This is a genomic window from Rhodococcus sp. NPDC047139, from assembly GCF_040643435.1.
Classification (GTDB): Bacteria; Actinomycetota; Actinomycetes; order Mycobacteriales; family Mycobacteriaceae; genus Rhodococcus.
Window position 1 is genome coordinate 57,027 of record NZ_JBEYUH010000007.1, and the last position, 24,076, is coordinate 81,102.

At 66.8% G+C, this 24,076-nt stretch carries 20 protein-coding genes; 10 read left to right on the plus strand and 10 right to left on the minus strand.

Features of this window, described 5'->3' with window-relative positions; genetic code table 11:
• Positions 1 to 24 precede the first annotated feature (24 nt).
• Positions 25 to 1,029 carry a LacI family DNA-binding transcriptional regulator gene (locus tag ABZ789_RS11050; protein ID WP_358423309.1) on the plus strand — a complete coding sequence of 335 codons (1,005 nt, stop codon included), beginning with the start codon at positions 25 to 27 and terminating at the stop codon, positions 1,027 to 1,029.
• Between the two features lie 52 nt (positions 1,030 to 1,081).
• Here ABZ789_RS11050 and ABZ789_RS11055 read toward each other — a convergent pair whose 3' ends face one another.
• Positions 1,082 to 3,100 (minus strand): prolyl oligopeptidase family serine peptidase, encoded by a 2,019-nt coding sequence (locus ABZ789_RS11055; RefSeq protein ID WP_358423312.1) that lies wholly within the window; start codon positions 3,098 to 3,100, stop codon positions 1,082 to 1,084.
• A 62-nt stretch (positions 3,101 to 3,162) separates the two neighbouring features.
• Between ABZ789_RS11055 and ABZ789_RS11060 the strand changes: the two genes are divergently transcribed.
• Positions 3,163 to 4,434 (plus strand): WS/DGAT domain-containing protein, encoded by a 1,272-nt coding sequence (locus ABZ789_RS11060; RefSeq protein ID WP_358423885.1) that lies wholly within the window; start codon positions 3,163 to 3,165, stop codon positions 4,432 to 4,434.
• A 30-nt stretch (positions 4,435 to 4,464) separates the two neighbouring features.
• The gene (locus ABZ789_RS11065; RefSeq protein ID WP_358423315.1) at positions 4,465 to 5,304 is read left to right on the plus strand and encodes an SDR family oxidoreductase; all 840 of its coding nucleotides are present in this window, start codon (positions 4,465 to 4,467) and stop codon (positions 5,302 to 5,304) included.
• Between the two features lie 46 nt (positions 5,305 to 5,350).
• On the opposite strand, the gene ABZ789_RS11070 is transcribed toward ABZ789_RS11065, so the two are convergent.
• Positions 5,351 to 5,641: a hypothetical protein gene (locus ABZ789_RS11070; protein WP_358423318.1), complete on the minus strand. Its 291-nt coding sequence runs from the start codon at positions 5,639 to 5,641 to the stop codon at positions 5,351 to 5,353.
• 180 nt (positions 5,642 to 5,821) lie between these two features.
• Here ABZ789_RS11070 and ABZ789_RS11075 point away from each other — a divergent pair, with 180 nt between their 5' ends.
• The 7 genes from ABZ789_RS11075 to ABZ789_RS11105 all read left to right on the plus strand — a co-directional run bounded on the left by ABZ789_RS11075 (position 5,822) and on the right by ABZ789_RS11105 (position 13,746).
• Positions 5,822 to 6,730: an ABC transporter ATP-binding protein gene (locus ABZ789_RS11075; protein ID WP_358423321.1), complete on the plus strand. Its 909-nt coding sequence runs from the start codon at positions 5,822 to 5,824 to the stop codon at positions 6,728 to 6,730.
• Positions 6,731 to 6,741: 11 nt separating this feature from the next.
• A complete protein-coding gene (locus ABZ789_RS11080) occupies positions 6,742 to 7,527 on the plus strand; it encodes an ABC transporter permease (protein WP_358423324.1) in 786 nt (261 codons plus the stop codon).
• A 26-nt stretch (positions 7,528 to 7,553) separates the two neighbouring features.
• Positions 7,554 to 8,798: a sensor histidine kinase gene (locus ABZ789_RS11085; protein ID WP_358423327.1), complete on the plus strand. Its 1,245-nt coding sequence runs from the start codon at positions 7,554 to 7,556 to the stop codon at positions 8,796 to 8,798.
• Positions 8,795 to 9,436 carry a response regulator transcription factor gene (locus ABZ789_RS11090; RefSeq protein ID WP_358423330.1) on the plus strand — a complete coding sequence of 214 codons (642 nt, stop codon included), beginning with the start codon at positions 8,795 to 8,797 and terminating at the stop codon, positions 9,434 to 9,436. The genes ABZ789_RS11085 and ABZ789_RS11090 overlap by 4 nt, the downstream gene beginning before the upstream one ends.
• Positions 9,437 to 9,532: 96 nt before the next feature.
• Entirely contained in the window at positions 9,533 to 10,936 is a 1,404-nt protein-coding gene (lpdA, locus tag ABZ789_RS11095; protein WP_358423333.1) for a dihydrolipoyl dehydrogenase, read from the plus strand.
• A gap of 265 nt (positions 10,937 to 11,201) precedes the next feature.
• Positions 11,202 to 12,299 (plus strand): ferredoxin reductase, encoded by a 1,098-nt coding sequence (locus ABZ789_RS11100; RefSeq protein ID WP_358423336.1) that lies wholly within the window; start codon positions 11,202 to 11,204, stop codon positions 12,297 to 12,299.
• 28 nt (positions 12,300 to 12,327) lie between these two features.
• A complete protein-coding gene (locus ABZ789_RS11105) occupies positions 12,328 to 13,746 on the plus strand; it encodes an acyl-CoA desaturase (protein ID WP_358423339.1) in 1,419 nt (472 codons plus the stop codon).
• A gap of 63 nt (positions 13,747 to 13,809) precedes the next feature.
• On the opposite strand, the gene atzF is transcribed toward ABZ789_RS11105, so the two are convergent.
• The 8 genes from atzF to urtB form a co-directional block, all read right to left on the minus strand.
• On the minus strand, positions 13,810 to 15,564 hold the full coding sequence (gene atzF / locus ABZ789_RS11110) for an allophanate hydrolase (RefSeq protein WP_358423341.1): 1,755 nt from the start codon (positions 15,562 to 15,564) through the stop codon (positions 13,810 to 13,812).
• A complete protein-coding gene (gene uca, locus ABZ789_RS11115) occupies positions 15,564 to 19,205 on the minus strand; it encodes an urea carboxylase (RefSeq protein WP_358423344.1) in 3,642 nt (1,213 codons plus the stop codon). The genes atzF and uca overlap by 1 nt, the downstream gene beginning before the upstream one ends.
• 102 nt (positions 19,206 to 19,307) lie before the next feature.
• Positions 19,308 to 19,838, minus strand: a complete 531-nt coding sequence (locus tag ABZ789_RS11120; protein ID WP_358423346.1) for a carboxymuconolactone decarboxylase family protein — start codon at positions 19,836 to 19,838, stop codon at positions 19,308 to 19,310.
• Between the two features lie 66 nt (positions 19,839 to 19,904).
• Positions 19,905 to 20,591: a GntR family transcriptional regulator gene (locus ABZ789_RS11125; protein ID WP_358423348.1), complete on the minus strand. Its 687-nt coding sequence runs from the start codon at positions 20,589 to 20,591 to the stop codon at positions 19,905 to 19,907.
• Positions 20,591 to 21,283, minus strand: coding sequence for an urea ABC transporter ATP-binding subunit UrtE (gene urtE / locus ABZ789_RS11130; RefSeq protein ID WP_358423887.1), 693 nt, complete (start codon positions 21,281 to 21,283; stop codon positions 20,591 to 20,593). The genes ABZ789_RS11125 and urtE overlap by 1 nt, the downstream gene beginning before the upstream one ends.
• Complete coding sequence (urtD, locus tag ABZ789_RS11135; protein ID WP_358423349.1) at positions 21,283 to 22,065, minus strand: urea ABC transporter ATP-binding protein UrtD; 783 nt, start codon at positions 22,063 to 22,065, stop codon at positions 21,283 to 21,285. The genes urtE and urtD overlap by 1 nt, the downstream gene beginning before the upstream one ends.
• Positions 22,062 to 23,192: an urea ABC transporter permease subunit UrtC gene (gene urtC, locus ABZ789_RS11140; RefSeq protein ID WP_358423352.1), complete on the minus strand. Its 1,131-nt coding sequence runs from the start codon at positions 23,190 to 23,192 to the stop codon at positions 22,062 to 22,064. The genes urtD and urtC overlap by 4 nt, the downstream gene beginning before the upstream one ends.
• On the minus strand, positions 23,192 to 24,076 hold the full coding sequence (gene urtB / locus ABZ789_RS11145; RefSeq protein ID WP_358423355.1) for an urea ABC transporter permease subunit UrtB: 885 nt from the start codon (positions 24,074 to 24,076) through the stop codon (positions 23,192 to 23,194). Before urtB ends, urtC begins: the two co-directional genes overlap by 1 nt.

The following is a 24,076-nucleotide window of genomic DNA, read 5'->3' on the forward strand; positions in this document are numbered from 1 at the left end:
GCCATTTTTTGCCATACTGGCGCTATGTCGGCTGCACCGCGTGCGAGGAAACGGGCCACCATCACCGATGTCGCCCGGGAAGCAGGAGTGGCCCCGTCCACCGTGTCCCGTGCGTTCACCGTGCCCGGCAGGGTCAACGCCGTCACCCGGCAGCACGTCCTCGAGGTCGCGGAACGACTCGGCTACGCGCCGAACGCGGCGGCGCGCGCACTCGAATCGGGGCGTACCAACACGCTCGCGCTTCTCGTCCCCGACATCACCAATCCGTTCTTCGCCGGGGTGATCAAGGGTGCCGAACGGTCCGCCGCCGCGTCCGGTCGAACGCTGGTCCTCGCCGATTCCCAGGAGAGTGCGGCCGGCGAAGCGCGCATCGTTCGCAGGCTCGGACCGGCGGTGGACGGCTTCGTCCTGGCCGCCTCTCGTATTCCCGACGACGACCTGCGGCGCATCGCGGAACTCGACGCCGTGACTCTCGTCAACCGCGCTGTTCGCGGCATTTCTTGTGTTGTAGCAGATTACGAGGCGGGAACGCGTCAGATCGTCGACCATCTCGCGTCACTCGGGCATCGATCGCTGTTGTTCCTCGGGGGCCCACCCGAATCGTGGTCGGGAGCGCGGCGGTGGGCCGGTCTACGGACTGCCGCGTCGGAACGCGGAATGCAGGTGCGCCGCTTCGGTCCGTACTCCCCGACCCTCGGTGGTGGTGCCGCCGCAGCGGACGCAGCCGTGGCGGCCGACGCCACCGCGGTGGTGTGTCACAACGACATGCTCGCCATCGGTGTGCTGCGACGTCTCGGTGAACGCGGAGTGGCGGTGCCCGGGCGCATGAGCGTGATCGGTTTCGACAACGTCTTCGGTTCGGAGCTGTGCCGGCCGTCGCTCACCACGCTCGCCGAACGCCCCGAGGACGCCGGCGCGCGCGCCATCGAGATGCTCGGCCGTCAGGCCTACGGCGGGGTCGCGGTGGCCGACGAACTCGTCCTCCCCACCCAGCTCGTCGTCCGCGAGTCCACCGGTGCGGCACGATGAGGGAGGTCGTATGCGATTTCCGCGACGGAAACGCACACAACCTCCCGGAAGTTCACCGGTCGGTGAGCTTTTCGGCCAGGAAGGTGAACGTCAACGCCGACTTGAACGCCGCCTGCGCGTTGTCCGCGGCGCCACCGTGGCCGCCCTCGATGTTCTCGTAGTACCAGACCTCGTGGCCCTGCTCCTCGAGGCGCGCGACCATCTTCCGCGCGTGGCCGGGGTGCACGCGGTCGTCACGCGTCGAGGTGGTGAGGAGGATCGGCGGGTACTTCGCGTCGGGGTCGGTGTTCTGGTACGGCGAGTACTTGCTCAGGAACGCCCACTCGTCGGGGTCTTCCGGGTCGCCGTACTCGGCCATCCACGACGCACCGGCCAGCAGCAGGTGGTACCGCTTCATATCGAGCAACGGCACCTGGCACACGATCGCCCCGAACAGTTCGGGATAGCGGGTGAGCATCACGCCCATGAGCAGGCCGCCGTTGCTGCCACCCTGGATGCCCAGTTGTGTGGCGGTGGTGATCCCGCGCGCGACGAGATCTTTCGCGACCGCGGCGAAGTCCTCGAAGACCTTGTGGCGATTCTCCTTGAGCGCCTGGGTGTGCCAGGTGGGTCCGTACTCTCCACCGCCGCGGATGTTGGCGACGACATAGGTGTATCCGCGCTCGAGCCAGGCCCGCCCGACGCTGCCGCTGTAGGCCGGCACCATCGAGTTCTCGAAACCGCCGTACCCGTACAGCATTGTGGGAGTAGGTATTTCGGTCTTCTTGCCCACCACGAAGTAGGGTACCTGCGTGCCGTCGTCGGACGTCGCGAAGTATTGTTCGACGGCGATGTCCTCGGCGTCGAAGAACGACGGTGCCTGCTTGATCGCCTCGACTCTGTTGCCCACGGTTCCGGACAGCAGCGTCGCCGGAACGGTGAAGCCGCTCGAATTGAGGAAGACGTCGTCGCCGGTGAGTGGATCCACGTCGATGATCGAGGTCGACGTCGCGTCGGGGACGCCCGGCAACTCCTCGTCGGTCCAGCCGTCGTCTCCGGGAGTGAGTACTCGCACTCGGGTCCGGACGTCGCGCAGGGTGACGACGAGCAGGTGGTTCTGCGTCCACGCGTACTGCTCGAGCGAGGTGCGCTCATCGGGGGCGAAGAGCACCCTCATCTCCCGGGAGCCGGCGAGGAATGCCGGATAGTCCGCGGCGAGCAACGTGCCGGCGGGATGACCGAGCCATTCGGACCGGGTGCGGACGAGCAGATGGTCGCGGTACACGCTCACCCGCGCGTCGTCGGGGACATCCAGTTTCACGAGCTCGCCGTCCGGCCGCAGTTCGAAACGATGCGCCCGGTAGAAATCGATCGCCCGGTCGACGAAGCTGCGCTCGAAACCGGGGGTGTTGTCGTACCAGGCGGAGACGGCGACATCTGCGCGTTCACCCTCGAAAACGGTCTCGGCCTGTTCGATCGGCGTGCCGCGCCGCCACCTCTTGGCGAGGCGCGGATAACCGGAGTCGGTGAGTGAGCCGTCCCCGAAATCCGTGCCCACATAGACGGTATCGGCGTCGATCCAGCCGATGTCCGTCTTCGCTTCGGGGAGTTCGAAGCTGTCCGGACCGGAGAGGAACCGTCGGCTCACGAGGTCGAACTCGCGGATCACGCTCGCGTCGGCACCGCCGCGCGACATGCTGACGAGCGCGCGAGTCTGATCGGGCCGCAACACCTGGGCGCCCGACCACACCCAGTTCTCGCCTTCCTGCTCAGCGAGGACATCGAGGTCGACGAGGACGTCCCACTCGGGCTCCTCCCGCAGGTACTGCTCCATCGTGGTGCGTCGCCACAGACCGCGCACGTGCTCGGCGTCCCGCCAGTAGTTGTAGAGATACTCACCCCGCCGACGCGCGTACGGGATACGGGCGTCGGTGTCGAACACCTCGCGGATACGGGATTCGAGGTCGGTGAAGCTGTCGGCGCGGGTGTACGCCTCGACCGTCCGGTCGTTGTGGGCACGCACCCAGTCGAGTTGTTCCTCACCGGTGACGTCTTCGAGCCACAGGTGCGGATCGGTCGTGTCGTCGCTCATGAACCCATTCATACCCGCCTCGGGTGGGTGGCGGGCACCGTGCAGACTGTGACCTCGTGCAGATGCATCCGTCGGACGCGCGCCGGGAATGGACCGGCGACCGCATCCCGAGCGACCTTTTCGCGCTCTACTGTTTCGACGCACCCGCCGTGCCGTTCGCGGAAGTGCTCGCCGAATTGCGGGCGCACGCGCGCGCCATGGGGGAGTTGCAGGTTCGCATGGTCGAGGTGCCCGGCGGTCTCGACTATCCCTACTGGACGGCTCGCGGACCGGCCGACGACGATGTCGCCGTGCACGAGGTGGACGACTACGAATCGATGCTCGATGTGCTGTCCGGTCTCGTCGGGACCCGCGTCGACGTCAGGACGTCGCCCTGGCGCCTGCACCTCTTTCCCCAGGTCACCGGTGCTCCGCGCGGAAGACGTCCCGCGCTCGTCGTCGTCCTGCAGATGTCGCACGCGTTCGCGGACGGAGTGCGCACCTCGGCACTCGCTCGTGATCTGCTGTCGGGGACGGCGCCGCCCACTTCTCCGCCGCGCGCCCCCTCACCGGCCGGGATGCTCGCGCGGGCTGCGCTGCGGCTGCCGTTGTCGATTCCCCGCGTGATCGCTGACGGGCGACGCGCGGTGGCGGCGGAGAAGCAACTGTCCGACCCCTCGGTTCCGCAGCCCACCCCGGGTCGGCCGCTGGTCGCGGTGAACACCGCACCCGGACCGCGCCGGATCGTGCGCATGCTCGTGTGCGACGCCGCCGAACTGCGCCGCCTGGGTACCGTCACCACCGGCGCACTCACCGCGATCGGTGCTGCACTGTCGGCCTTCCTCGGGGTCGACGAGTTGTCGGCGGAGGTGCCGGTCGCGGTGGCGCCGGGCACCTCCCGCAACAGCTACCGCAACGTCGGTGTCGACCTGCACTGCGGGATCGCGGATCCGGCCGCACGCGCCGCGGCGATCGCCGCCGATCTCGCGCGGCAGCGCACCCGTGCTCGTCATCCGGCGATGGCCGTCCGTGCCCGCACCGACGACCACGTCCCGGCGCCCCTGCTGCGATTCGGCACCGACCGTCTCGACCTGTCGGTCGTCCCGCCCACCGTCACGGGCAACACCGTGGTCTCGAGCGTCCACCGCGGCCCTGCAGATCTCGTGCTCGGAGGCGGCCGAGTGCGGTTCACCTCCGGATTTCCGGGCCTGTCGCCCGTCCAGGCTCTCACCCACGGCGTGCACGGGATCGGCGACACGGTGACGTTGTCGGTCACCACCTCACCCGACGTCGTCGACGTGGCCGGTCTCGCTCGGTACGTCGCACTGCTGCGCGAGGCGGTCACCTCGCGCTAACGTGCCTCGGACCGAAGGATGGAGAACCACATGGCGGTGTACGCGGTGACCGGCGCTGCGTCCGGAATGGGCAGGGCGAGCGCGGAGAGGTTGCGCGCTGCTGGACACACAGTGATCGGAATCGACCTGAAGGACACCGAGATCCTTGCGGATCTGTCGACTCCACAGGGCCGTTCGGACGCCGTTCGGGCGACGCTCGACCGGGCGGAGGGCCGGCTCGACGGTGCCGTCCTTGCCGCCGGGCTGGGGCCGACGCCCGGCAAGGAGAAACTGATCGCGCAGGTCAACCTGCGCGGGGTGCTCGACCTGCTGGTCGGCTGGCGTCCCGCGCTCGCCGCGACCGGCGACAGCAAGGTCGTGGTGTTCGGGTCGAATTCGGCGACCACCACGCCCGGCGTGCCGAATTCGGCGGTGAAGGCATTCCTCGCCGGGGACATGGACAAAGGTGTCGCTCGCGCCACCCGCATCGGAGCGTCGGGGCCGGCGTTCACGTACGCGGCGTCGAAGATCGCGGTCACCCGGTGGGTGCGGCGTACCGCGGTGACTCCCCAGTGGGCGGGATCCGGTATCCGCATGAACGTGCTTGCCCCGGGAGCGATCTCCACCCCGTTGCTCGACGCTCAGCTCGAAAGCCCCCTGAAGAAGGCCGTGGAGAGTTTCCCGGTCCCGGTCGGCGGCTTCGGGCAGGCCGACCAGATCGCGCAGTGGGTCGAGTTCATGCTGTCGCCGGCCGCGGACTTCATGGCAGGCAGCGTCGTGGTCGTCGACGGTGGAACCGAGGCGTACTTCCGGCCGGACGACTGGCCCGTCCGGGTCCCGTTCCGTTCGATCCCGGGTTACCTACGCAAGATGCGCTCCTTCGCACGCTGACGCACGACGGTGGGGTCCGCAAGGAATCGCACCCCACCCCCGCGCGTCAGCAGAAGTAGTCACCGAACCCGAAGATCGCGTCGAAAGCGCTGGTGGGCAGCACATCCACCGAGTTGACGCGATAAGGCGCATACGAGATGCGCATCAGGTCGCGCACGAACCGCGTCGCGTGGATCGCATCGACGGAGTCGATAGTGATCGTGAGAAGGACACGGCCGTTGTCGCCACGACCCAGCGCGCCGTGATGCCCGGCGATCGGCTCGATGAAGTCGACGATCTCATCGTCGGTCAGCAGATCGATGTAGACGTCGAGTTCGATCATCGCGTTGTATTCCATGTGTGTTCTCCCGTGTCGAACACCCGAGCGGCCTCGCGCCGCGCGGGTAGTTCTCGACGGGGAACACGCACGGCGACATCATGCCCGAATCGACCGGCATGCGTCATCATCCGATCGGTGGATACCGGTCGAGACGGTCGGGCGATGTGCACGATCGGCGCCGTGCAGCACTCTCTGGACATGCCACTCGTCGAAGTGAACAACTTGCGGAAGTCGTACAAGGGCCGCGTCGTCGTCGACGACGTGAGCTTCGAGGTCCACGAAGGTGAGATCTTCGGGATCGTCGGACCGAACGGGGCGGGCAAGACCACGGCCGTCGAATGCGTCTCCGGCCTCCGGAAACCCGATGCCGGCATCGTCCGGGTGGCCGGTCTGGACCCGATCGCCGACCGCAACACGGTCACGGAACTGCTCGGGACCCAATTGCAGGAGAGCGAGCTCCAGGCGAAGCTGACCGTCCGGGAAGCACTCGATCTCTACGCTTCGTTCTACGCCCGGCCCGCCGACGGCGCTCTCCTCGCCGAACGGCTCGGCCTGAGCGGTCTGCTCGGCAGCCGGTTCGCGAAACTGTCCGGGGGACAGAAACAGCGGCTCTTCATCGCGCTGGCACTGATCGGGTCGCCGCGGGTGGTCGTCCTCGACGAGCTCACCACCGGGCTCGACCCGCGGGGGCGTCGCGACACCTGGGCGCTGATCGAAGAGGTCCGTGATTCGGGCGTCACTGTCCTGCTCGTCACCCATTTCATGGAAGAGGCGGAGCGACTGTGTGATCGGGTCGCGGTGTTCGACTCCGGGCGCATCCGGGCGCTGGGCAGCCCGGGGGAACTGATCGGGCAGGCGTCGGCAGCAGTTGTCGTCTCGTTCCACCCGTCCGGCCCGCTCGACCTCGCGCTGCTCGAGTCCTTGCCCGGTGTGGTCTCCGTGCGGACCGTCCAGGAGAGGGTGGTCGTCGACGGCAACGAGGATTCCATCCATGCGGTACTCACCCTGCTCGGTTCCCGGGGACTCACAGCCGAGCGCCTCCGCATCGTCGAAGCGACCCTCGACGATGCCTACCTCGATCTGACCGAAAGCGGGACACTGCCGTGAACAACCACGTCATGAGAAGTCGATTGGTCGAGACGTCGCAGACGGACGGCCCGAAATCCTCGGCGTTGCTCGCCGTCCTACGGACCGAGGCACGTCTGTTCACACGAGAACCCGGTGCGATGTTCTGGATTCTCGTGTTCCCCACGCTGATCATGTCGATCCTCGGTCTGATCCCGGCCTTCCGGGAGCCCGATCCCGGACTCGGTGGCCTGCGCGTGATCGATCTGTATGTCCCCGTGGCCATTCTGGTGGCGATGATCGTGGCCGGCATCCAGACGATGCCCGCCGTGTTGGCTTCCTATCGGGAACGCGGCATCCTACGTAGGCTGGCAGTGACTCCGGCCCGTCCGGCGGATCTGTTGATCGCGCAGATCGTGACGCACGCCGTGACGGTCCTGGCGTCCGTAGTTCTCGCGTTGCTCGTCGGGCGAATCGCTTTCGCGGTGGAGTTCCCCGCTCGACCGTGGGGTTACGGCCTCGCCGTCCTCGTCACTCTTGCGGCGGCACTGAGCCTGGGTGCGATGCTCGCCGCGGTGTCGCCGTCGGTGCGCATCGCCCAGACGTTGGGGACGATCGTGTTCTTCCCGATGTTGTTCTGCGCCGGCGTATGGCTGCCGGTGCAGACGATGCCCGAGTTGCTGCAGCGGATTGTGGAACTGACACCTTTCGGTGCTGCAGCGCAACTCCTCGACCAGACCGCAGCCGGAGGCGGGCTCGACCTCGGTGGGATGGCGATTGTCATCGGCTGGACGGTCGTGCTCAGCGGGATTGCGATCCGATGGTTCCGTTGGCAGTGAGCCGGCCGACCGTCATTCTGGAAGACGTGACGGCGTCGACGACTGCTCAGGACCACTGGACGCGGTACTACAGGTGGGGGCCACCTGCTCTACTGGCCACCGGCACGGTGATGTCCGCCGGTAGCGCGTCGCTGCTGATGAGCCCTGCCGAGCGGTACGTGGCAGCGGTGCTCACAGTCGTCGCAGCGGGTTGGGAACTACAGCGGTCGCTTCGTCGCCGCTCGATGCAGGAACAGGACACCGGTCATTTTGTGGTCCGGTCGGGCCTGGCGTTCGCTCTGAGCTGGCTCAACCCGTTCTTCGCGTTCTATGCCGCAGCAGGCTACTTGGATGCCCACGTGATGTTGCCGGAGCGCTGGATCCGGTTGGGCGTGATCGTAACGGCGGTGACGGTGGCGGGCTCACAGGCCGGGGGGATGCCGCCGCAAAGCCGCACCATGTGGATTGCTTTCGGTCTCCTGATAGCCCTCAACGCCTCGATTTCGCTGGTGATGATGAGGCTCGCCGAACGCGACGAGCAGCAAAGTCTCGAGCGGCTCGAGGTAATCGGCGAACTCGAACGGACGAACGAGCAGCTCGAGCGGGCGCTGGCCGAGAATCAGGCCCTCCACGCTCAGCTTCTGGTGCATGCCCGGGAAGCGGGGATCGACGACGAGCGACGTCGTCTCGCTGCCGAAATCCACGACACCCTCGCGCAGGGGCTGGTCGGGATCGTCACCCAGTTGCAGGCCGCGCAGGACGCCGCCGATCGGGAAACAGCACGCCGTCACGTCGAAACGGCGACTGCACTCGCTCGACGCAGTCTCGGCGACGCCCGTCGATCGGTGCAGGACCTCGTCCCGGAAGCGCTCGAGCACGACGCGCTCGATGTCGTGCTGGCTCACACGCTCGCCGTGTGGTCGCGGGAGACCGGGGTCCGCGCCGAGTTCACCGTCACAGGCACACCGGTCCCTCTGCACGACGACGTCGGTGCAACCATGCTGCGGATCGTTCAGGAGGCACTGACGAACGTCGGTAAACATGCCGATGCGCGACGGGTAGGTGTCACGCTCTCGTATATGGACTGCGAAGTGAGCGTGGATGTTCGCGACGACGGAAACGGGTTCGCCCCCATGGAACCGGCGCGTGGGTTCGGGCTGCGCGGAATGCGATCGCGTGCTGCCCGAGTGGACGGCACCGTCACAATCGAGTCGGCACCAGGCGAGGGGACGGCTGTTTCGGTGCTGATCCCGCTCCAGAGCGCGACTCCGGTGAGTCAGGACGTGTCGTGACGGCTTCGGGCGAACCGATCTCGGTGCTCATCGTCGACGATCATCCCGTGGTGCGGGACGGGCTGCGCGGGATGTTCTCTGCGACGACGGAATTCGTGGTCGTGGGTGAGGCATCGGACGGGCACGAGGCCGTGATCTTCACGCTGCAACTCGATCCCGACGTGGTGTTGATGGACCTGCGCATGCCACGCGGTGGGGGAGCGGCAGCGATCGCCGACCTCAGGGACCGGCAGGCGCGAAGCCGGGTGCTCGTTCTCACCACCTACGATTCGGATGCCGATATCTTCCCCGCGATCGAAGCCGGAGCCACCGGTTACCTTCTCAAGGATGCCCCGCGTGACGAATTGTTCGACGCGGTACGTGCGGCTGCTCAGGGCCGATCGGTGCTCGCGCCGGTGGTCGCCTCGCGGTTGATGACCCGCATGCGGACACCTGTGACCCCACAAGTGCTCAGCGCCAGGGAACGCGAGGTGCTTTCGCTGGTCGCGAAGGGCACGTCGAATCGGGCCATCGCCCGGGAGTTGTTCGTCAGCGAGGCCACGGTGAAGACCCACCTGACCCACATCTTCGCCAAGCTCGAGGTGAAGGACAGAGCCGCCGCGGTCGCGGTGGCCTACAACCGGGGGATCCTGGGTTGACGCCGGGGCCCGTCGACCCCGAGCACACCGTTGCTACCGGCCGGTAACCGGACCATCGGCAGACACCGGAATCGGGCGGGACTACCCTGTATATCCGTGACCTCACACTATGACGTCGTTGTCCTCGGAGCCGGTCCCGGTGGGTACGTCGCTGCTATCCGCGCGGCACAGCTGGGATTGAGCACCGCCATCATCGAGAAGAAGTACTGGGGCGGTGTCTGCCTGAACGTGGGCTGCATCCCCTCCAAGGCACTTCTCCGCAATGCCGAGTTGGCGCATCTCTTCAACAAAGAGGCCAAGACCTTCGGCATCTCGGGGGACGTGTCCTTCGACTTCGGTGCCGCCTACGATCGCAGCCGCAAGGTCGCGGACGGGCGCACCAAGGGCGTGCACTTCCTCATGAAGAAGAACAAGATCACCGAATACGACGGTATGGGCTCGTTCGTCGACGCCAAGACCATCGAGGTGGCCCTCACCAAGGGCGGCACCGAACAGGTGACCTTCGACAACGTCATCATCGCGACCGGTTCGGTCACCAAGCTGCTGCCGGGCACCGAGCTCAGCGAGAATGTCGTCACCTACGAGGAGCAGATCCTCACTCGCGAACTCCCCGAGTCGATCCTCATCGTCGGCGCCGGCGCCATCGGCATGGAGTTCGGTTACGTCCTGAAGAATTACGGGGTCGACGTCACGATCGTCGAGTTCCTCGACCGCGCACTGCCCAACGAGGACGCCGACGTCTCCAAGGAGATCGCCAAGGCGTACAAGAAGCTGGGCATCACCATCAAGACCGGCGCTGCCGTCCAGAAGATTTCCGACGACGGCTCGAAGGTCACCGTCGAGATCAAGGACAACAAGTCCGGCAATGTCGAGACCGTCACCGTCGACAAGGTGATGCAGTCGGTCGGCTTCGCGCCGCGCGTCGAGGGGTACGGCCTCGAGAACACCGGTGTCGAGCTCACCGACCGCGGTGCCATCGCGATCGATGAGCGTATGCGCACCAACGTCGAGGGCATCTACGCCGTCGGCGATGTCACCGCCAAGCTGCAGCTCGCCCACGTCGCCGAGGCACAGGGCGTCGTCGCGGCCGAGACCATCGGCGGAGCCGAGACCCTCGAACTCGGCGACTACCGCATGATGCCGCGCGCAACCTTCTGCCAGCCGCAGGTCGCGAGCTTCGGTCTCACCGAGCAGCAGGCAAAGGACGAGGGCTACGACGTGAAGGTCGCGACCTTCCCGTTCACCGCCAACGGCAAGGCGCACGGCCTGGGTGATCCCACCGGTTTCGTCAAGCTCATCGCCGACAAGACCCACGGTGAGCTCCTCGGTGGCCACCTCATCGGCCCCGACGTCTCCGAGTTGCTGCCCGAGCTGACTCTCGCCCAGAAGTGGGACCTGACCGTCAACGAGCTCGCGCGCAACGTGCACACTCACCCGACCCTCAGCGAGGCGCTGCAGGAGGCCATCCACGGCCTCGCAGGTCACATGATCAACTTCTGAGGACCGCGGGCCGTATCGGCCCGCGACCCACAGCCTTCCGTGTGGGCGGATCCCCGCTCGGATGTACCGGCTCAGCCCGTGGCGACCCGACCGTCGCCACGGGCTGACGTCGTTCCGGTCTCGTTCGCCGCACCCGACTCTCGCGGCCGGACGATCCTGCGCTGCTCGTCGGTTCGCGCCGAAGAACCCGGCGACGGCAGGTCGAGGTCGTCATATCCGGGACGAACCTGCGCATATGGCGCAGCGGCGCGCGTAGTGTGACGACATGGCGGAACGAGGCGCTCGCCCACACGTGCATCCGGCTCGCAGATGGTTGCTGCGCACGGTGCGGCATCTGTTCACCCCCCTGCGGCCGGACGATTATCTCGAGATGATCAATCCGTTGTGGACGACTCGCGAACTGCGTGGCCGTGTCGAACGTGTGGTCCCGGAGGGGGGCGACGCAGCGTCGGTGCTCATCCGTCCGGCCTACGAATGGCGGGGACACGAGCCCGGCCAATACGTGCGCCTCGGGGTGATCATCGACGGTGTCTACCACTGGCGTGCCTACTCGCTGACTTCCGATCCTGATCCGGTCGACGGTCTGATCAGCGTCACGCCCAAGCTCGTCGAGAACGGAGTTGTCTCGCCCTATCTGGTCCGGAAGCTCGAGCCGGGCGATATCGTCCGGCTCGGCGAGGTCGAGGGCGTGTTCACGCTGCCCGACCCGCTGCCGGAGAAGCTGTTGTTCATCAGCGCCGGCAGTGGGATCACGCCGATCATGAGCATGTTACGAAGCCTCGATCACCGCGACCGGATCGACGACGTGGTTGTCGTGCACTCCGCTCACACCCCCGACGACGTCATTTTCTCTTCGGTCCTGAACGACCTGGACGACCGCCACAGCGGGCTGCGTCTCGAGCTGTGGCTCAGCGGCGAAAGAGGCCGCATCACCCCCGACGACCTGGAGAAACTGTGCCCCGACTGGCGTGAGCGCGACGCCTTCTGTTCGGGACCGCGCGAACTGCTCGACGCTCTCGAGGAGTACTGGGAAGAGCACGGCGACCCGAAGCGTTTTCACCTCGAACGTTTCCAGCCGATCATCGGTGGGAATGCCGGAAGCGGCGAGGGCGGCACCATCCACTTCCTCGACAGCGAGAAAGAGGTGGACTGCGACGGAGGAACACCCATCCTGGTCGCAGGTGAGGAAGCCGGCCTGAAGCTGCCGTACGGCTGCCGTATCGGCATCTGCCACACCTGTGTCGGAACGCTGCGTTCCGGGCAACTCCGGGATCTGCGGACCGACGAGGTGAGCGAGCCCACCGGGGCTGCGGTGCGCACCTGCATCCACACCGCGGAGGGTGACATCGAAATCGAACTGTGAAGCATCCGCTTCGAAAACAGGGGGCGTCGTGACGAGAAGCATCGACAGGAACGCAACCGACTCACGGGAACCGCAGAGTCCGCTCGCCCATCTCAGCGAGGACGACCTCGAACGGATCGCGAAGGAACTCGACGCTATCCACGACGAGGTGTACTCGAGTCTCGGCGACAAGGACCGGCGCTACATCAAGAACGTGATCGCGACGCAGCGTCAGCTCGTCGTCGCGGGCAGAGTGCTGCTGTTCGCGTCGTCGTACAAACCTGCGTGGGTGGCCGGCACCGCCTGCCTCGGTGTCGCGAAGATTCTCGAGAACATGGAGATCGGCCACAACGTCATGCACGGCCAGTGGGACTGGATGAACGATCCGGACATCCACTCGTCGGTGTGGGACTGGGACACCGCATCGACCGCGGAGGCGTGGAAGCACTCTCACAACTACATCCACCACACCTTCACCAACATCCGCGGCCTCGACAAGGATCTCGGATACGAGATCATGCGGATCGATCCGAAGCAGAAGTGGCATCCGGTCTACCTCGCCCAACCCTTCTACAACGCCTTGCTCACGGTGTTGTTCGAATGGGGTGTCGCCCTGCACGACCTCGACCTCGAAGCATTGTGGGCGGGAAAGAAGACGCCCGGCCAGGTGCTCGAGGAGTTGAAGGGGATCGCCGGCAAGGCGCGCGCTCAGTTCGTCAAGGACTACGTCGGCTGGCCGCTGGTGAGTGCGGCGCTGTTCGGTCTCGCACAGACAGCGCTGCAAGGCAGACTGCCGCAGCCGAAGACCTCGCGCATCGCGCGCAGGTTGCGTTCGATCGGTTCCGGGTCGGGAAAGTGGAGCGCCGCAGCAGGTCTCGCGGATCGTTATCTGCCGGGTGTCGAGAAGACCTTCCTTGCGACACTTCTCGCCGATGTCACCGCCAACATCATCCGCAATGTGTGGGCACACGCGATCATCTTCTGCGGGCACTTTCCCGACCAGACCTACACCTTCTCGAAGCGGGAAGTCGAGAACGAGTCGCGCGGCGGGTGGTACGTGAGGCAACTCGTCGGGGCCGCGAACATCGAAGGCTCCCCCCTGTTCCACATCCTCAGCGGGAATCTGGGCTATCAGGTGGAACACCACCTGTTCCCCGATATGCCGAGCACTCGCTACGCGGAGGTGGCGCCGAAGGTCAAGGACATCTGCGAACGCTACGAATTGCCTTACAACTCGGGTCCACTGGGTAAACAGTGGCTCATGGTGCACCGCACGATCGCCCGGTTGGCGTTCCCGGGCGGCAAGGCGAGGCCGAAGCCCGGACCGTACCGTCGTACAGACGATTCCCAGGGTGGGCCCGTCCCCAGTGAGGCAGCCCGGTTCCGTAGGCGGCTGCCCGCCGAACATCCCGATGCCGGCCCCGAACACGCCGGCGGCGGTGTGGCCGTCGATCCTCCGCCCCGATGACCATCGTCGAACGCGCAGTCGTCGTCGAGAATTCTCGGCGGCGACTGCGCGTTCGCACAGATATCAGGACTGCAGATAGGCCTTCCACCCACCGAACTCGGTGATGTCGACCGCGTCGGATGCCGCGTCGTGCGTGCAACCGAAGCCGACCACCCACCGCCCGTCCGACAGTTCGACGCTCGTCAGCGTCATCGGGGCGGGCAGGGCGGCGAGGAAGCGCCCGAGTCCTGCTTCCGAGATGCGGAACAGTTCGCCGACGATCCCGGCCCCCTGTCCCGGGCCGTGCCGAACGAGACCCGGCTTCGGTGGCGTCGTGTTCAGCGCCGCAAGACGATACGCATCGGAGGTGCGCACCTCCTCGACGAACCGCGCTCCGAGATCCTCGAGCTGGAAATGCAGGGGTTGCCCGCGCAGATGTGCGCCGAACACCGCGAGTTCGACACCGGCCTCGACCACGGAGGGGGCATCGGTTCCGACGAGTGCGGCAGCGACGTCCACCGCCACCTGGTCGGCGAAGGCCGGGACCACGACCATCACACCGAACGGATCCCCGGTCACCGTGGGCTCCCCCGGAACCGCGACGGCCGCCATGTCCAGCAGGTTGCAGAAGTTCGTAAAGGTGCCCATACGCCGGTTGATGCCGATCGGGTCTGCCTCCACTGCCGCGATCGTCGGGTGCTCGGTCGTCGTGGGGAGCAGCAACCCGTCGACGTCCGCGAGTAGTTCACCTGCAAAGGCTTTCACCCGGGTCAGCTTGTCGAGATCGTCGACGAGTTCGTGGGCGGCGGGTGCCTTCGACCCGGCGACGATCGCGGCGACGGTGGGGTCGGCGCCCGCCGGGTCCGTGGTCAGGAACTCGCCGACCGCCGCGTAGCGCTCGGCCACTACGGCGCCGTCGTACAGCAGCAACGCCGCATCGAGCAGGGGGGAGATGTCCACCTCGACGACCTCGATGCCGGCAGTCTTCGCCGCCGCCACCGTCCGGTCGAAGGCGTCGCGATATTCAGCGCACAACGCCTCGAGATCCTGGGATCGCGGAACCGCGACACGCAGAGCGTTCGACGCGGCGAGCCGCACATCGGCCGGCCATGTCCGGCTACGGGGATCCCGCGGCTCGGGTCCGGCCATCACCGCGACGGCCTCGGCTGCCAGGTCGAGCGACGTCGAGAAGACCGTGAGGCAGTCGTAGTCGATGCACGCCGGGACGACGCCGTGCGCGGGGACGACACCGAGCGTCGCCTTGAATCCGACGAGGCCGTGCAGAGCAGCGGGGACGCGCCCTGAGCCGGCCGTGTCGGTGCCCAGCCCGATGTCGGCGATGCCGAGCGCCACCGCGACCGCCGAGCCGGAACTCGAACCCCCGGAAACCCTCTCGGGGTCCCACGCGCAGCGTACCGCCCCGTACGGGCTGCGGGTCCCGACGAGACCGGTGGCGAACTGGTCGAGGTTGGTCTTACCGAGCACCACGGCACCGGCAGCGATCAAGCGCTCGACACCGGAAGCCGTGTCCTCGGGAACGTACGCGAACTCGGGGCATGCGGCGGTGGTAGGGATCCCAGCGACGTCCACGTTGTCCTTGACCGCGACGACCAGTCCGGCGAGCGGAAGCGACTCACCGGCGGCGACCCGGGCGTCGACAGCGGCGGCATCGGCGAGGAGATCGTCGGCACTGCGCAACGTGATCCACACTTCGGGCCGGTCGACCTCCTCGATCCGACGCAGGGCTGCGTGAACTCGATCGGTGGCGGACACCCTCGCCGAGGGACCGGACGCCGCCAACGCGGTCTCCGAGGTACCGAGGGTACTGCCGATACTCATCACTGCACTCCGATCACGAGAAGGGGTGTGCCGGGCGCGACCTTCGTGCCCGGACCCACGAGGACTTTCAGAACCGTACCGGCGGACTCCGCCGGTACGGGCATCTCGAGTTTCATCGCCTCGAGGATCACCGCTGTACTGCCGGCCGTGACGGTGTCGCCTTCGGCGACCTCGACGCGCCACACATTGCCGACCATCGGTGCCTCGAGGACGACGGCGCCGGCAGGCATACCCTCGAGGGGATCGTCGGGCGCCGTCACTTCGATCGGTTCGGTGTCGACGCGGTCGAACTCTCCCGCATCACGCCATGCCTGCTTCTCGATCTCGAACGCGCGGGACTGGGCGGCGTGGAACTCGTCGATCGACGCGGCGTTGTCCTCGAGGAAACGCAGGTGATCGGCGAGCGCGAAGGTTCCCTCGGAGATGTCGGCGTCGAACCTGCCCGCCTTCGCCGCCGCCCGGTATTCGAGCAACTGCTCGGGCGTCACGGGTTCCCACACGATTCGGTCGAAGAACCTGAACAGCCACGGCTTTCCGTCCTCGAACGGTCCGGTCTGCCGATATCCCGACCAGATCGGGATGGTCCGGCCGACCAGCTGGTAACCGCCGGGTGACTCCATGCCGTACACACACAGGTATTTGCCGCCGATGCCCACCGCGTCGGACGGAGTCCACGTGCGGGCGGGGTTGTACTTCGTGGTGACCAGCCGATGGCGTGGATCCAGCGGAACCGCCAGGGGCGCACCGAGATAGACATCGCCGAGACCGAGGACGAGGTACTCGGCGTCGAAGACGGTGTCGCGCACCTGCTCGACCGAGTCGAGACCGTTGATGCGCCGGATGAACTCGGTGTTCGACGGCAACCAGGGCGCCTCGTCACGGACTCCGCTGCGGTACCGCGAGATCGCCTCGGTGATCGACGGGTCGTCGAACGACAAGGGCAGGCGGACGGTGCGGCTGGGTACCACCAGATCTCGTGTGGCGGGGAGTTCGATCTCGAGATCCTGCAGGACACCGAGCAGGTGGTACTGGGGGAGGAGGTCCGGGTCGAAGTGGATGTGCAGCGAACGTACGCCCGGCGTGACGTCGACGATGCCGGGCAGGTTCGCGGCGGCGAGTGCCTCGGACAGAGCGTGCACCCTCATGCGCAGACCCAGATCGAGCACCATCTCGCCGTACTCGACGAGGATGTTGTCGTCCCCGCCGCGCAGGTACACCACTTCCGGCCGGTCCAGGAACGGCTCGATGCGTCCGAGTCGGCCACCGTCGGACTTGTCCTGCCGAGGGACGGACGGAAGGTCGGCGCCGCGTGCTGCATCGCTGCGCAGTTCGACGGCGCCCTCGTCGGAGACCGGAACGAATCGCAACGAGTCGCCGGGACGGATCTGGCCGAGCTTCCAGCGATGTCCGGAGGCCACTGTGAGCGGGCACGCGAATCCGCCGAGGCTCGGACCGTCCGGGCCGAGCAGGATCGGGGTGTCGCCGGAGACGTTCAGTGCTCCGACGCTGTACGGATTGTCGTGCAGATTGGACGGGTGAAGACCTGCGTCACCGCCATCGGTACGCGACCAGGTCGGCTTCGGACCGTCGAGTCGGATACCGGTGCGGTTGGCATGGGTCTGCACCGTCCATGTGGTGTCGTAGAACTGCTGCAGATCCTCGGCAGTGAAATACGCCGGGGCAGGCTGGGGGCCTTCGGTGACCGCGAGATGCCAGGTGTGCCCGAACTCGGGGCGGATCTCTGCGGGGACGGGTGCAGGATCGGCGATGCTCCCGGCGGATGCGAGACCGAGGACGTCGCCGGTCGCGACCGCCTTGCCCGTCACCCCGCCGAATCCACCGAGGGTGAACGTCGACGCGCTGCCGTGGTAGAGCGGAACGTCGAGTCCGCCGCGCACCGCGATGTAGGTGCGCAGACCCGCGTCGGTGGGAGTGCCGACCTCGAGGACCGACCCGGCCGGAACCTCCACCGGCTCCCACATCGACACCGGCTCACCGTCGACGGTGACCTCGGAGGGTGCACCGGTGACGCACACGACGGTCGGATCGGAGAATTCCAGGCGCGGACCGAGCAGGGTGCACTCGAGGCCGGGGATGCCTTCCGGGTTGCCGACAGCGATGTTCGCAGCACGGAACGACAGGTCGTCCATCGGCCCGGACGGCGGAATACCCACTTCCCACAGTCCGATTCGACCAGGATGGTCCTGAATGGTGGTCATCGTGCCAGCGCGCAACACATCGATGCGACGGCCGGTCGCGCGCATGCCCGCGAGAGTGGTCGTGACGTGATCGGCCTCGAGAACCGTTTTCTCCGTGCAGATCCTGCGCAGCTGGGAGAGATTGGTCTGCACGCCGTACAAGTGGGTGTCGTCGAGTGCCTCCGACAGCGCCGCGAACGCGGTGCGGCGCGACTCGCCGTGCACGATCACCTTGGCGAGCATCGGATCGTAGAACGAACCGACCTCGGCACCGGTGTCCACCCACGTCTCGATGCGTGTGTGAGCGGGGAACTCGACCTGGGTGAGCAGGCCGGCGCTCGGACGATAGTCACGGCCGGGATCCTCCGCGTACACGCGAGCTTCGACGGCGTGGCCGGTGATCTCCGGTCCGGAGTCCGGCAGCCCGTCGAGCATGCTCTCGTCACCGCGCGCGAGCAGCAGCATCCACTCGACGAGGTCGACCCCCGTGACCTCCTCGGTGACCGGATGCTCCACCTGCAGGCGGGTGTTCATCTCGAGGAAGGACACCTCGCCGCGCTCGACGTCGTACACGAACTCGACCGTGCCGGCCGAGCGGTACCGGACCGACGACGCGAGATCTCGCGAGCACGAGAGCATCTGCTCGACGATGTGGTCGGGAAGATTCGGGGCGGGCGCCTCCTCGACGACCTTCTGGTTCCGGCGCTGCAGCGAACAGTCGCGTGTGCCGAGGCTGATCGTCCGGCCGTGCCCGTCACCGAAGACCTGCACCTCGACGTGCCGGGCACGCGGGATGAACCGCTCGAGGAAGACTCCGGTGGACGAGAAGTTCGCCGCGGCGAGCCGGATGACACGTTCGTAGGCTTCACGCAGGTCGTCGGCGCTGTGGCAGGCCTGCATTCCGATGCCCCCGCCGCCGCCGACTGCCTTGAGCATCACGGGATATCCGATGGTCGTGGCTGCGGCGAGTGCGTCGTCGAGCGAGTCGAGCAGGCCACTGCCCGGGACGAGTGGAGCGCCCACCGCGCGGGCAGCTTCACGAGCGGTGTGCTTGTCGCCGAAGACGCGCAGCTGTTCGGGAGTCGGCCCGACGAACGCGATCCCTGCTGCTTCGCAGGCAGCGGCGAATTCGGCGTTCTCGGAGAGGAAACCGTATCCGGGGTGGATCGCCCCGGCACCCGTCTCGAGTGCTGCCTCGATGACGAGATCGGCGCGCAGATACGACTCGGCGGCGGGAGCCGGACCAAGTCGTACCGCGACGTCGGCGAGTTCGACGTGCGCGGCCGACGCATCGGCGTCCGAGTAGACCGCAACGGTCTTCAACCCCAGCTTGTGGGCCGACCGCATGATGCGGCAGGCGATCTCGCCGCGATTGGCGACGAGCAGGGTGTCGAAGGCGAAGGTCGACGAGACCGGCGCTGCTGTATACGTCTTTGTGGACATGGCTGTATACGCTATGGACCAGCAATGACGCTGCTGTGACGTTGTGTAACAGCCTTGTTAGATGATCTTCGGCCCTGTCGGGAGATCCCGCGGGAGGAACCGTCAGAAGTCGCGTTCGATCCGCAGGACGTCGATGGTCGTGGCGAGGGCGTCGTATTGCGTGACCAGAAGGCAGAACTCGACGAGACGACGGTCGTCGTAGAACTGCGCGAGCGACGACCACGTCTCGTCGGAGATCTGCTTCGTCGTCACGAGTTCGTCGACTGCAGTGAGAAGCGCGCGGTGACGTGGTTGCCAGCCGAGGGCTTCGGGTCCGACGAGGATCCGATCGCGGATCTCGTCGGTGATGCCCGCACGCCGGCCCAGCCGGGTGTGGTGGTCGAATTCGTATCCGCACTTGCGCAGGTGCGCGACGCGCAGGATGACCGCCTCCGAATCGAAGCGGCCGAGGCGGCCGAAGGGCATGAGCATGCCGGCATAGTGCAGCCATCCGCGGAACAACCGGCCGGTGCGGCCGAGGGTGCTGAACAGGTGTGCGTCCGAGGTTCCTGCGGCTGCGGACAGAGCCTTCCATGTCACCCAGTTGATCGGGCCGAGTTGCTTGAAACGTCCGGGCGGGATGCGGGCTGTCATGAGCGTCAGTTTGCCCGAACGCATCCGCCGGGACACGTGAATCGGACCGGCAGGCCGGGGATGCGGTCAGTCTCGTACAGCGCGGGCGAGCCGGGCGAACGCGCGCGCCTCCTCGGCGCGTTGCACGACCACCGATCGCGAGGTGTCGATGTGGGCGAGCAGCAGGTCGTACGCCTCGTCGAGTTTGTCGGCGAGGACCAGTTCGGCGACCTCGATGTGCTCGTCGACGGTCGCCGAGATGCGATCGGGGGTCAGGTAGTCGAACATCCGCACCGGACGGACCTTGGCGTTCACCGAGGCCAGAGCGTCGCACAGGGCGCGATTACCCGAGGATGCGAGCAATGTGAGATGGAAACGCTCATCGAGCGTGACGAAGCCCGCGTCGGGGTCGGGCGGATCGTTGCGGATGTCGTACCAGCGTTCCAGTTCGGCGCCGAGGAGATCCGGGTCGTGTCGCACCGGCTCTCCTTCCAGCGCACGACGGATCCCGCGCAGCTCCAAGGTGGTCCGCAGTTCGTACAGATCGGCGAGGTCGTCGAAGCGCGGCCGGTAGGGATACAGGCCGTGCTCACGACGTTCGACCAGCCCGTCGGAGACGAGCCGGGCGAGTGCTTCCCGCACCGGGGTGCGCGACACTCCGTACTGTTCGGCGAGACGTTCCTCGCTGAGCCGCTCGTCGGGCGAGGGTGTACCGGACATCAGGTGGGCGCGCAGTGCCTTGTAGACCCGCTCGCGCCGGGTGTCGCCGGCCATCAGATCGCCATTGCCGCGCGGACTGTGGAGGCGGCGTCGGCACCGCCCTCTCCGGTGGAGGTGATGCGTCCGGATTCGAGGACGTAGTAGCGCAGGGCGTTGTCGAGGGCGAAGCCGATGTGTTGTTCGACGAGGAGCACCCCGAGGTCGCCGCTGCGGCCGAGTTCGACGATGGTGTTCTCGATCTCGGCGACGACCGACGGCTGGATGCCTTCGGTGGGTTCGTCGAGGATGAGCATGCGTGGTTCGGTGATCAGGGCGCGGGCGATGGCGAGTTGCTGGCGTTGACCGCCGGAGAGCAGTCCGGCACGCCGATCGAGAAGCGGGACGAGGGCGGGGAACAGGTCGAGCATCTCGGCGACGAGTGCGCGTCCGTTGCGCCGTGTGTCGGCGACTACCTGCAGATTCTCGCGGCAGGTGAGCTGACCGAAGGACTGTTGCCCTTGGGGGACGTAGGCGAGACCCCGGGCGACGCGCGCGGACGGTCGCAGGGAGGTGATGTCCTCGCCGTCGAAGAGGATCTTTCCCTTGGTGACCGGGAGCAGGCCGACGGCAGCGCGCAGCAGGGTGGTCTTGCCGGCGCCGTTGTGCCCCATGACCGCGACGGTGCCGGCCGACGGGACGGTGAGCGAGATGCCGTGCAGGATCTCGGTGCGGCCGTAGCCGGCGTGGACGTCGACGAGTTCGAGCATCATGCCTCCTGGGGCGCGGTGGCGGTCCCGAGATAGACCTGCTGGACCTGCGGGTCGTTCTGGACCTGGTCTACGGTGCCGTCGGCGATGACCTTTCCGCGGGCGAGAACGGTGACGGAGGTGGCGAACGCGCGCATGAAGTCCATGTCGTGTTCGACGACGACCACCGTGCGCTGGGCGCCGATGCGGCGCAGCAGTTGCCCGGTCTCCTCGCGTTCGTCGTGACTCATGCCGGCGACGGGTTCGTCGAGCAGCAGCACGTCGGCGTTCTGGACGAGCAGCATGCCGATCTCGAGCCACTGCTTCTGCCCGTGGGCCAGGATGCCGGCGGGGGTGTCGCGGTGGGCGGTCAGGCCGATCGTCTCGAGTGCTTCTTCGATCTCGGGCAGCACGCCACTGCGCCGGCGCAACAGTTGCCAGGGGGAGCGGCCGGCGCCTGCGGCGATGTCGAGATTCTGCAGGACCGACAGTTCTTCGAAGACCGAGGCGGTCTGGAAGGTGCGGCCCACGCCGAGGCGTGCGATCTTGTGGGTCTTCTTGCCGAGCAGTTCGACACCGGACTTGGTGATCGAGCCGGTCGCGGGGACGAGGCCGGTGACGGCGTCGACGAGCGTGGTCTTGCCGGCGCCGTTGGGTCCGATGAGGAACCGCAGGTCGCCTTGGAGGAGTGTCAGGTCCACGCCGTCGACGGCGGTGAAGCCGTCGAAGGTGACGCGCAGGTCGCGGATCTCGAGGTAGTCGCTGCTCATGCCGGCGTTGCCGCCGTAGACGGGTTTGCTCATCGGACTGGCTCCATTGCAGGAAGGTCGGCGGGTGCGGTGGGGGGCGTCGGATCCGATGGAGTGCTGCGGCGGCGCCGACGGAGCAGGGCGACGATCCCGGCCAGGCCGGCGGGGAAGAAGCCGACGACGACGATGAACAGCAGACCCTGCGCGTAGGTCCACGCGGACGGGAAGTTCTCCGACAGAGCGGTCTGTGCCCAGGCCACGCCGACGGCACCGAGGACCGGGCCGAGCAGGGTGTTGCGCCCGCCGATGGCGACACCGATGAGGAACGCGATCGACGGGACGATGCCGACGTCGGCGGGGGAGATGATGCCGACGATGGGCACGAACATCGCACCGGCGATACCGGCGAAGAACGCCGCGACGGTGTAGGCGACCACCTTGATCAGGGCCGGGTCGTAGCCGAGGAAGCGGACGCGTTCTTCCTGATCGCGTACCGCGACGAGCAATTCGCCGTAACGGGACTGCATGAGCTGGCGGGTTGCCGCGACGACGAGCAGCAGGATCGCGGCGACGATGAAGAACAGCATCCGCTTGTTGACCGGATCGGACAGGTCGTAGCCGAAGAAGGTGCGGAACCGGTTGAGGCCGTTGGAGCCTCCGGTCGACTGCTGGCCTACGAGCAGGATGGCGAACGCTGCGGCCAGCGCCTGCGACAGGATCGCGAAGTAGGCGCCCTTGACCCGGCGGGCGAAGACCCCGAAGCCGAGCAGTGCGGCAATCAGGGCGGGCACGATCAGGATTGCCAGCACCGTGACGGCGGGGGAGGAGAAGGGCACCCAATAGGCCGGCAGTTCCCGGATACCCGCGATCTGCATGAAGTCCGGGACCGTGTCGCCGCGGAACTGCGCGTCGGCGATCTTCAGGTGCATCGCCATGATGTAGGCGCCGAGGCCGAAGAACACGCCTTGGCCGAGGGTGAGCATGCCGCCGCGACCCCATGCGAGGCCGATACCGACGGCGACGATCGCGAAACACAGGAACTTGCCGAGCAGACCGAGCCGGAAGTCGGACAGGACGGCCGGAGCGAGGCCGAACAGGATCAGTGCCGCGAGAGCGAAACCTGCTGCGGTACGGGCGGGTCCGGGACGGGTGAAGGTGCGGGCCGAGAGTGTCGTGGACATCAGACCAGGCTCCTCGTCTTGACGGCGAACAGGCCCTGCGGGCGGACCTGCAGGAAGATCACGATGAGCACGAACACGATGACTTTCGCGATCGACGCGGTCGTGGAGTACTCGATGAACGAATTGAGCAGTCCCAGCGCGACCGCGGCGAGCACCGCGCCCTCGATACGGCCGAGACCGCCGATGACGACGACGAGGAATGCGTCGATCAGGTACGACTGCCCGATGGTGGGGCTGGTCGAACCGATCAGCGTCAAGGCCACGCCGGCGAGACCGGCAAGACCCGAACCGAGGAAGAATGTGGTGATGTCGGTGCGGCGGGAGGAAATTCCCACCGTCTCGGCCAGATCACGGTTCTGCACGACGGCGCGGATCCGTCGTCCCATCGAGGTGTACTTCATCGCCGTGATCAGAGCGACCACGCAGATCACCGCGAGCGCGAGGATGAACAGGCGGGTCTTCGGAACCACGGCGCCGAAGATCTCGACCCCGCCCGACAGCCACGACGGGGCGATCACGTTGACCGCGGGGGCCCCGAAGATGTCGCGGGCGGCCTGCTGCAGCAGCAGGCCCACACCGAAGGTCACCAGCAGGGTGTCGAGCGGGCGGTGATACATGCGGCGGATGAGGGTGACTTCGAGCAGCACCCCCATCGCGCCGCCGACCAGGAAGCCGACGAGCAGGGAGACGAACAGGGACACCCCGGCCGAGGAGATCACCTGCTGCACGACGAACGCGGTGTAACTGCCGGCCATGATGAATTCGCCGTGGGCCATGTTGATCACGCCCATCTGGCCGAACGTCAGCGACAGCCCCAGTGCCGCCAGCAGCAGGATCGATCCGATACTCAATCCTGTGAACATCTGTCCTACAAGGACATCCAT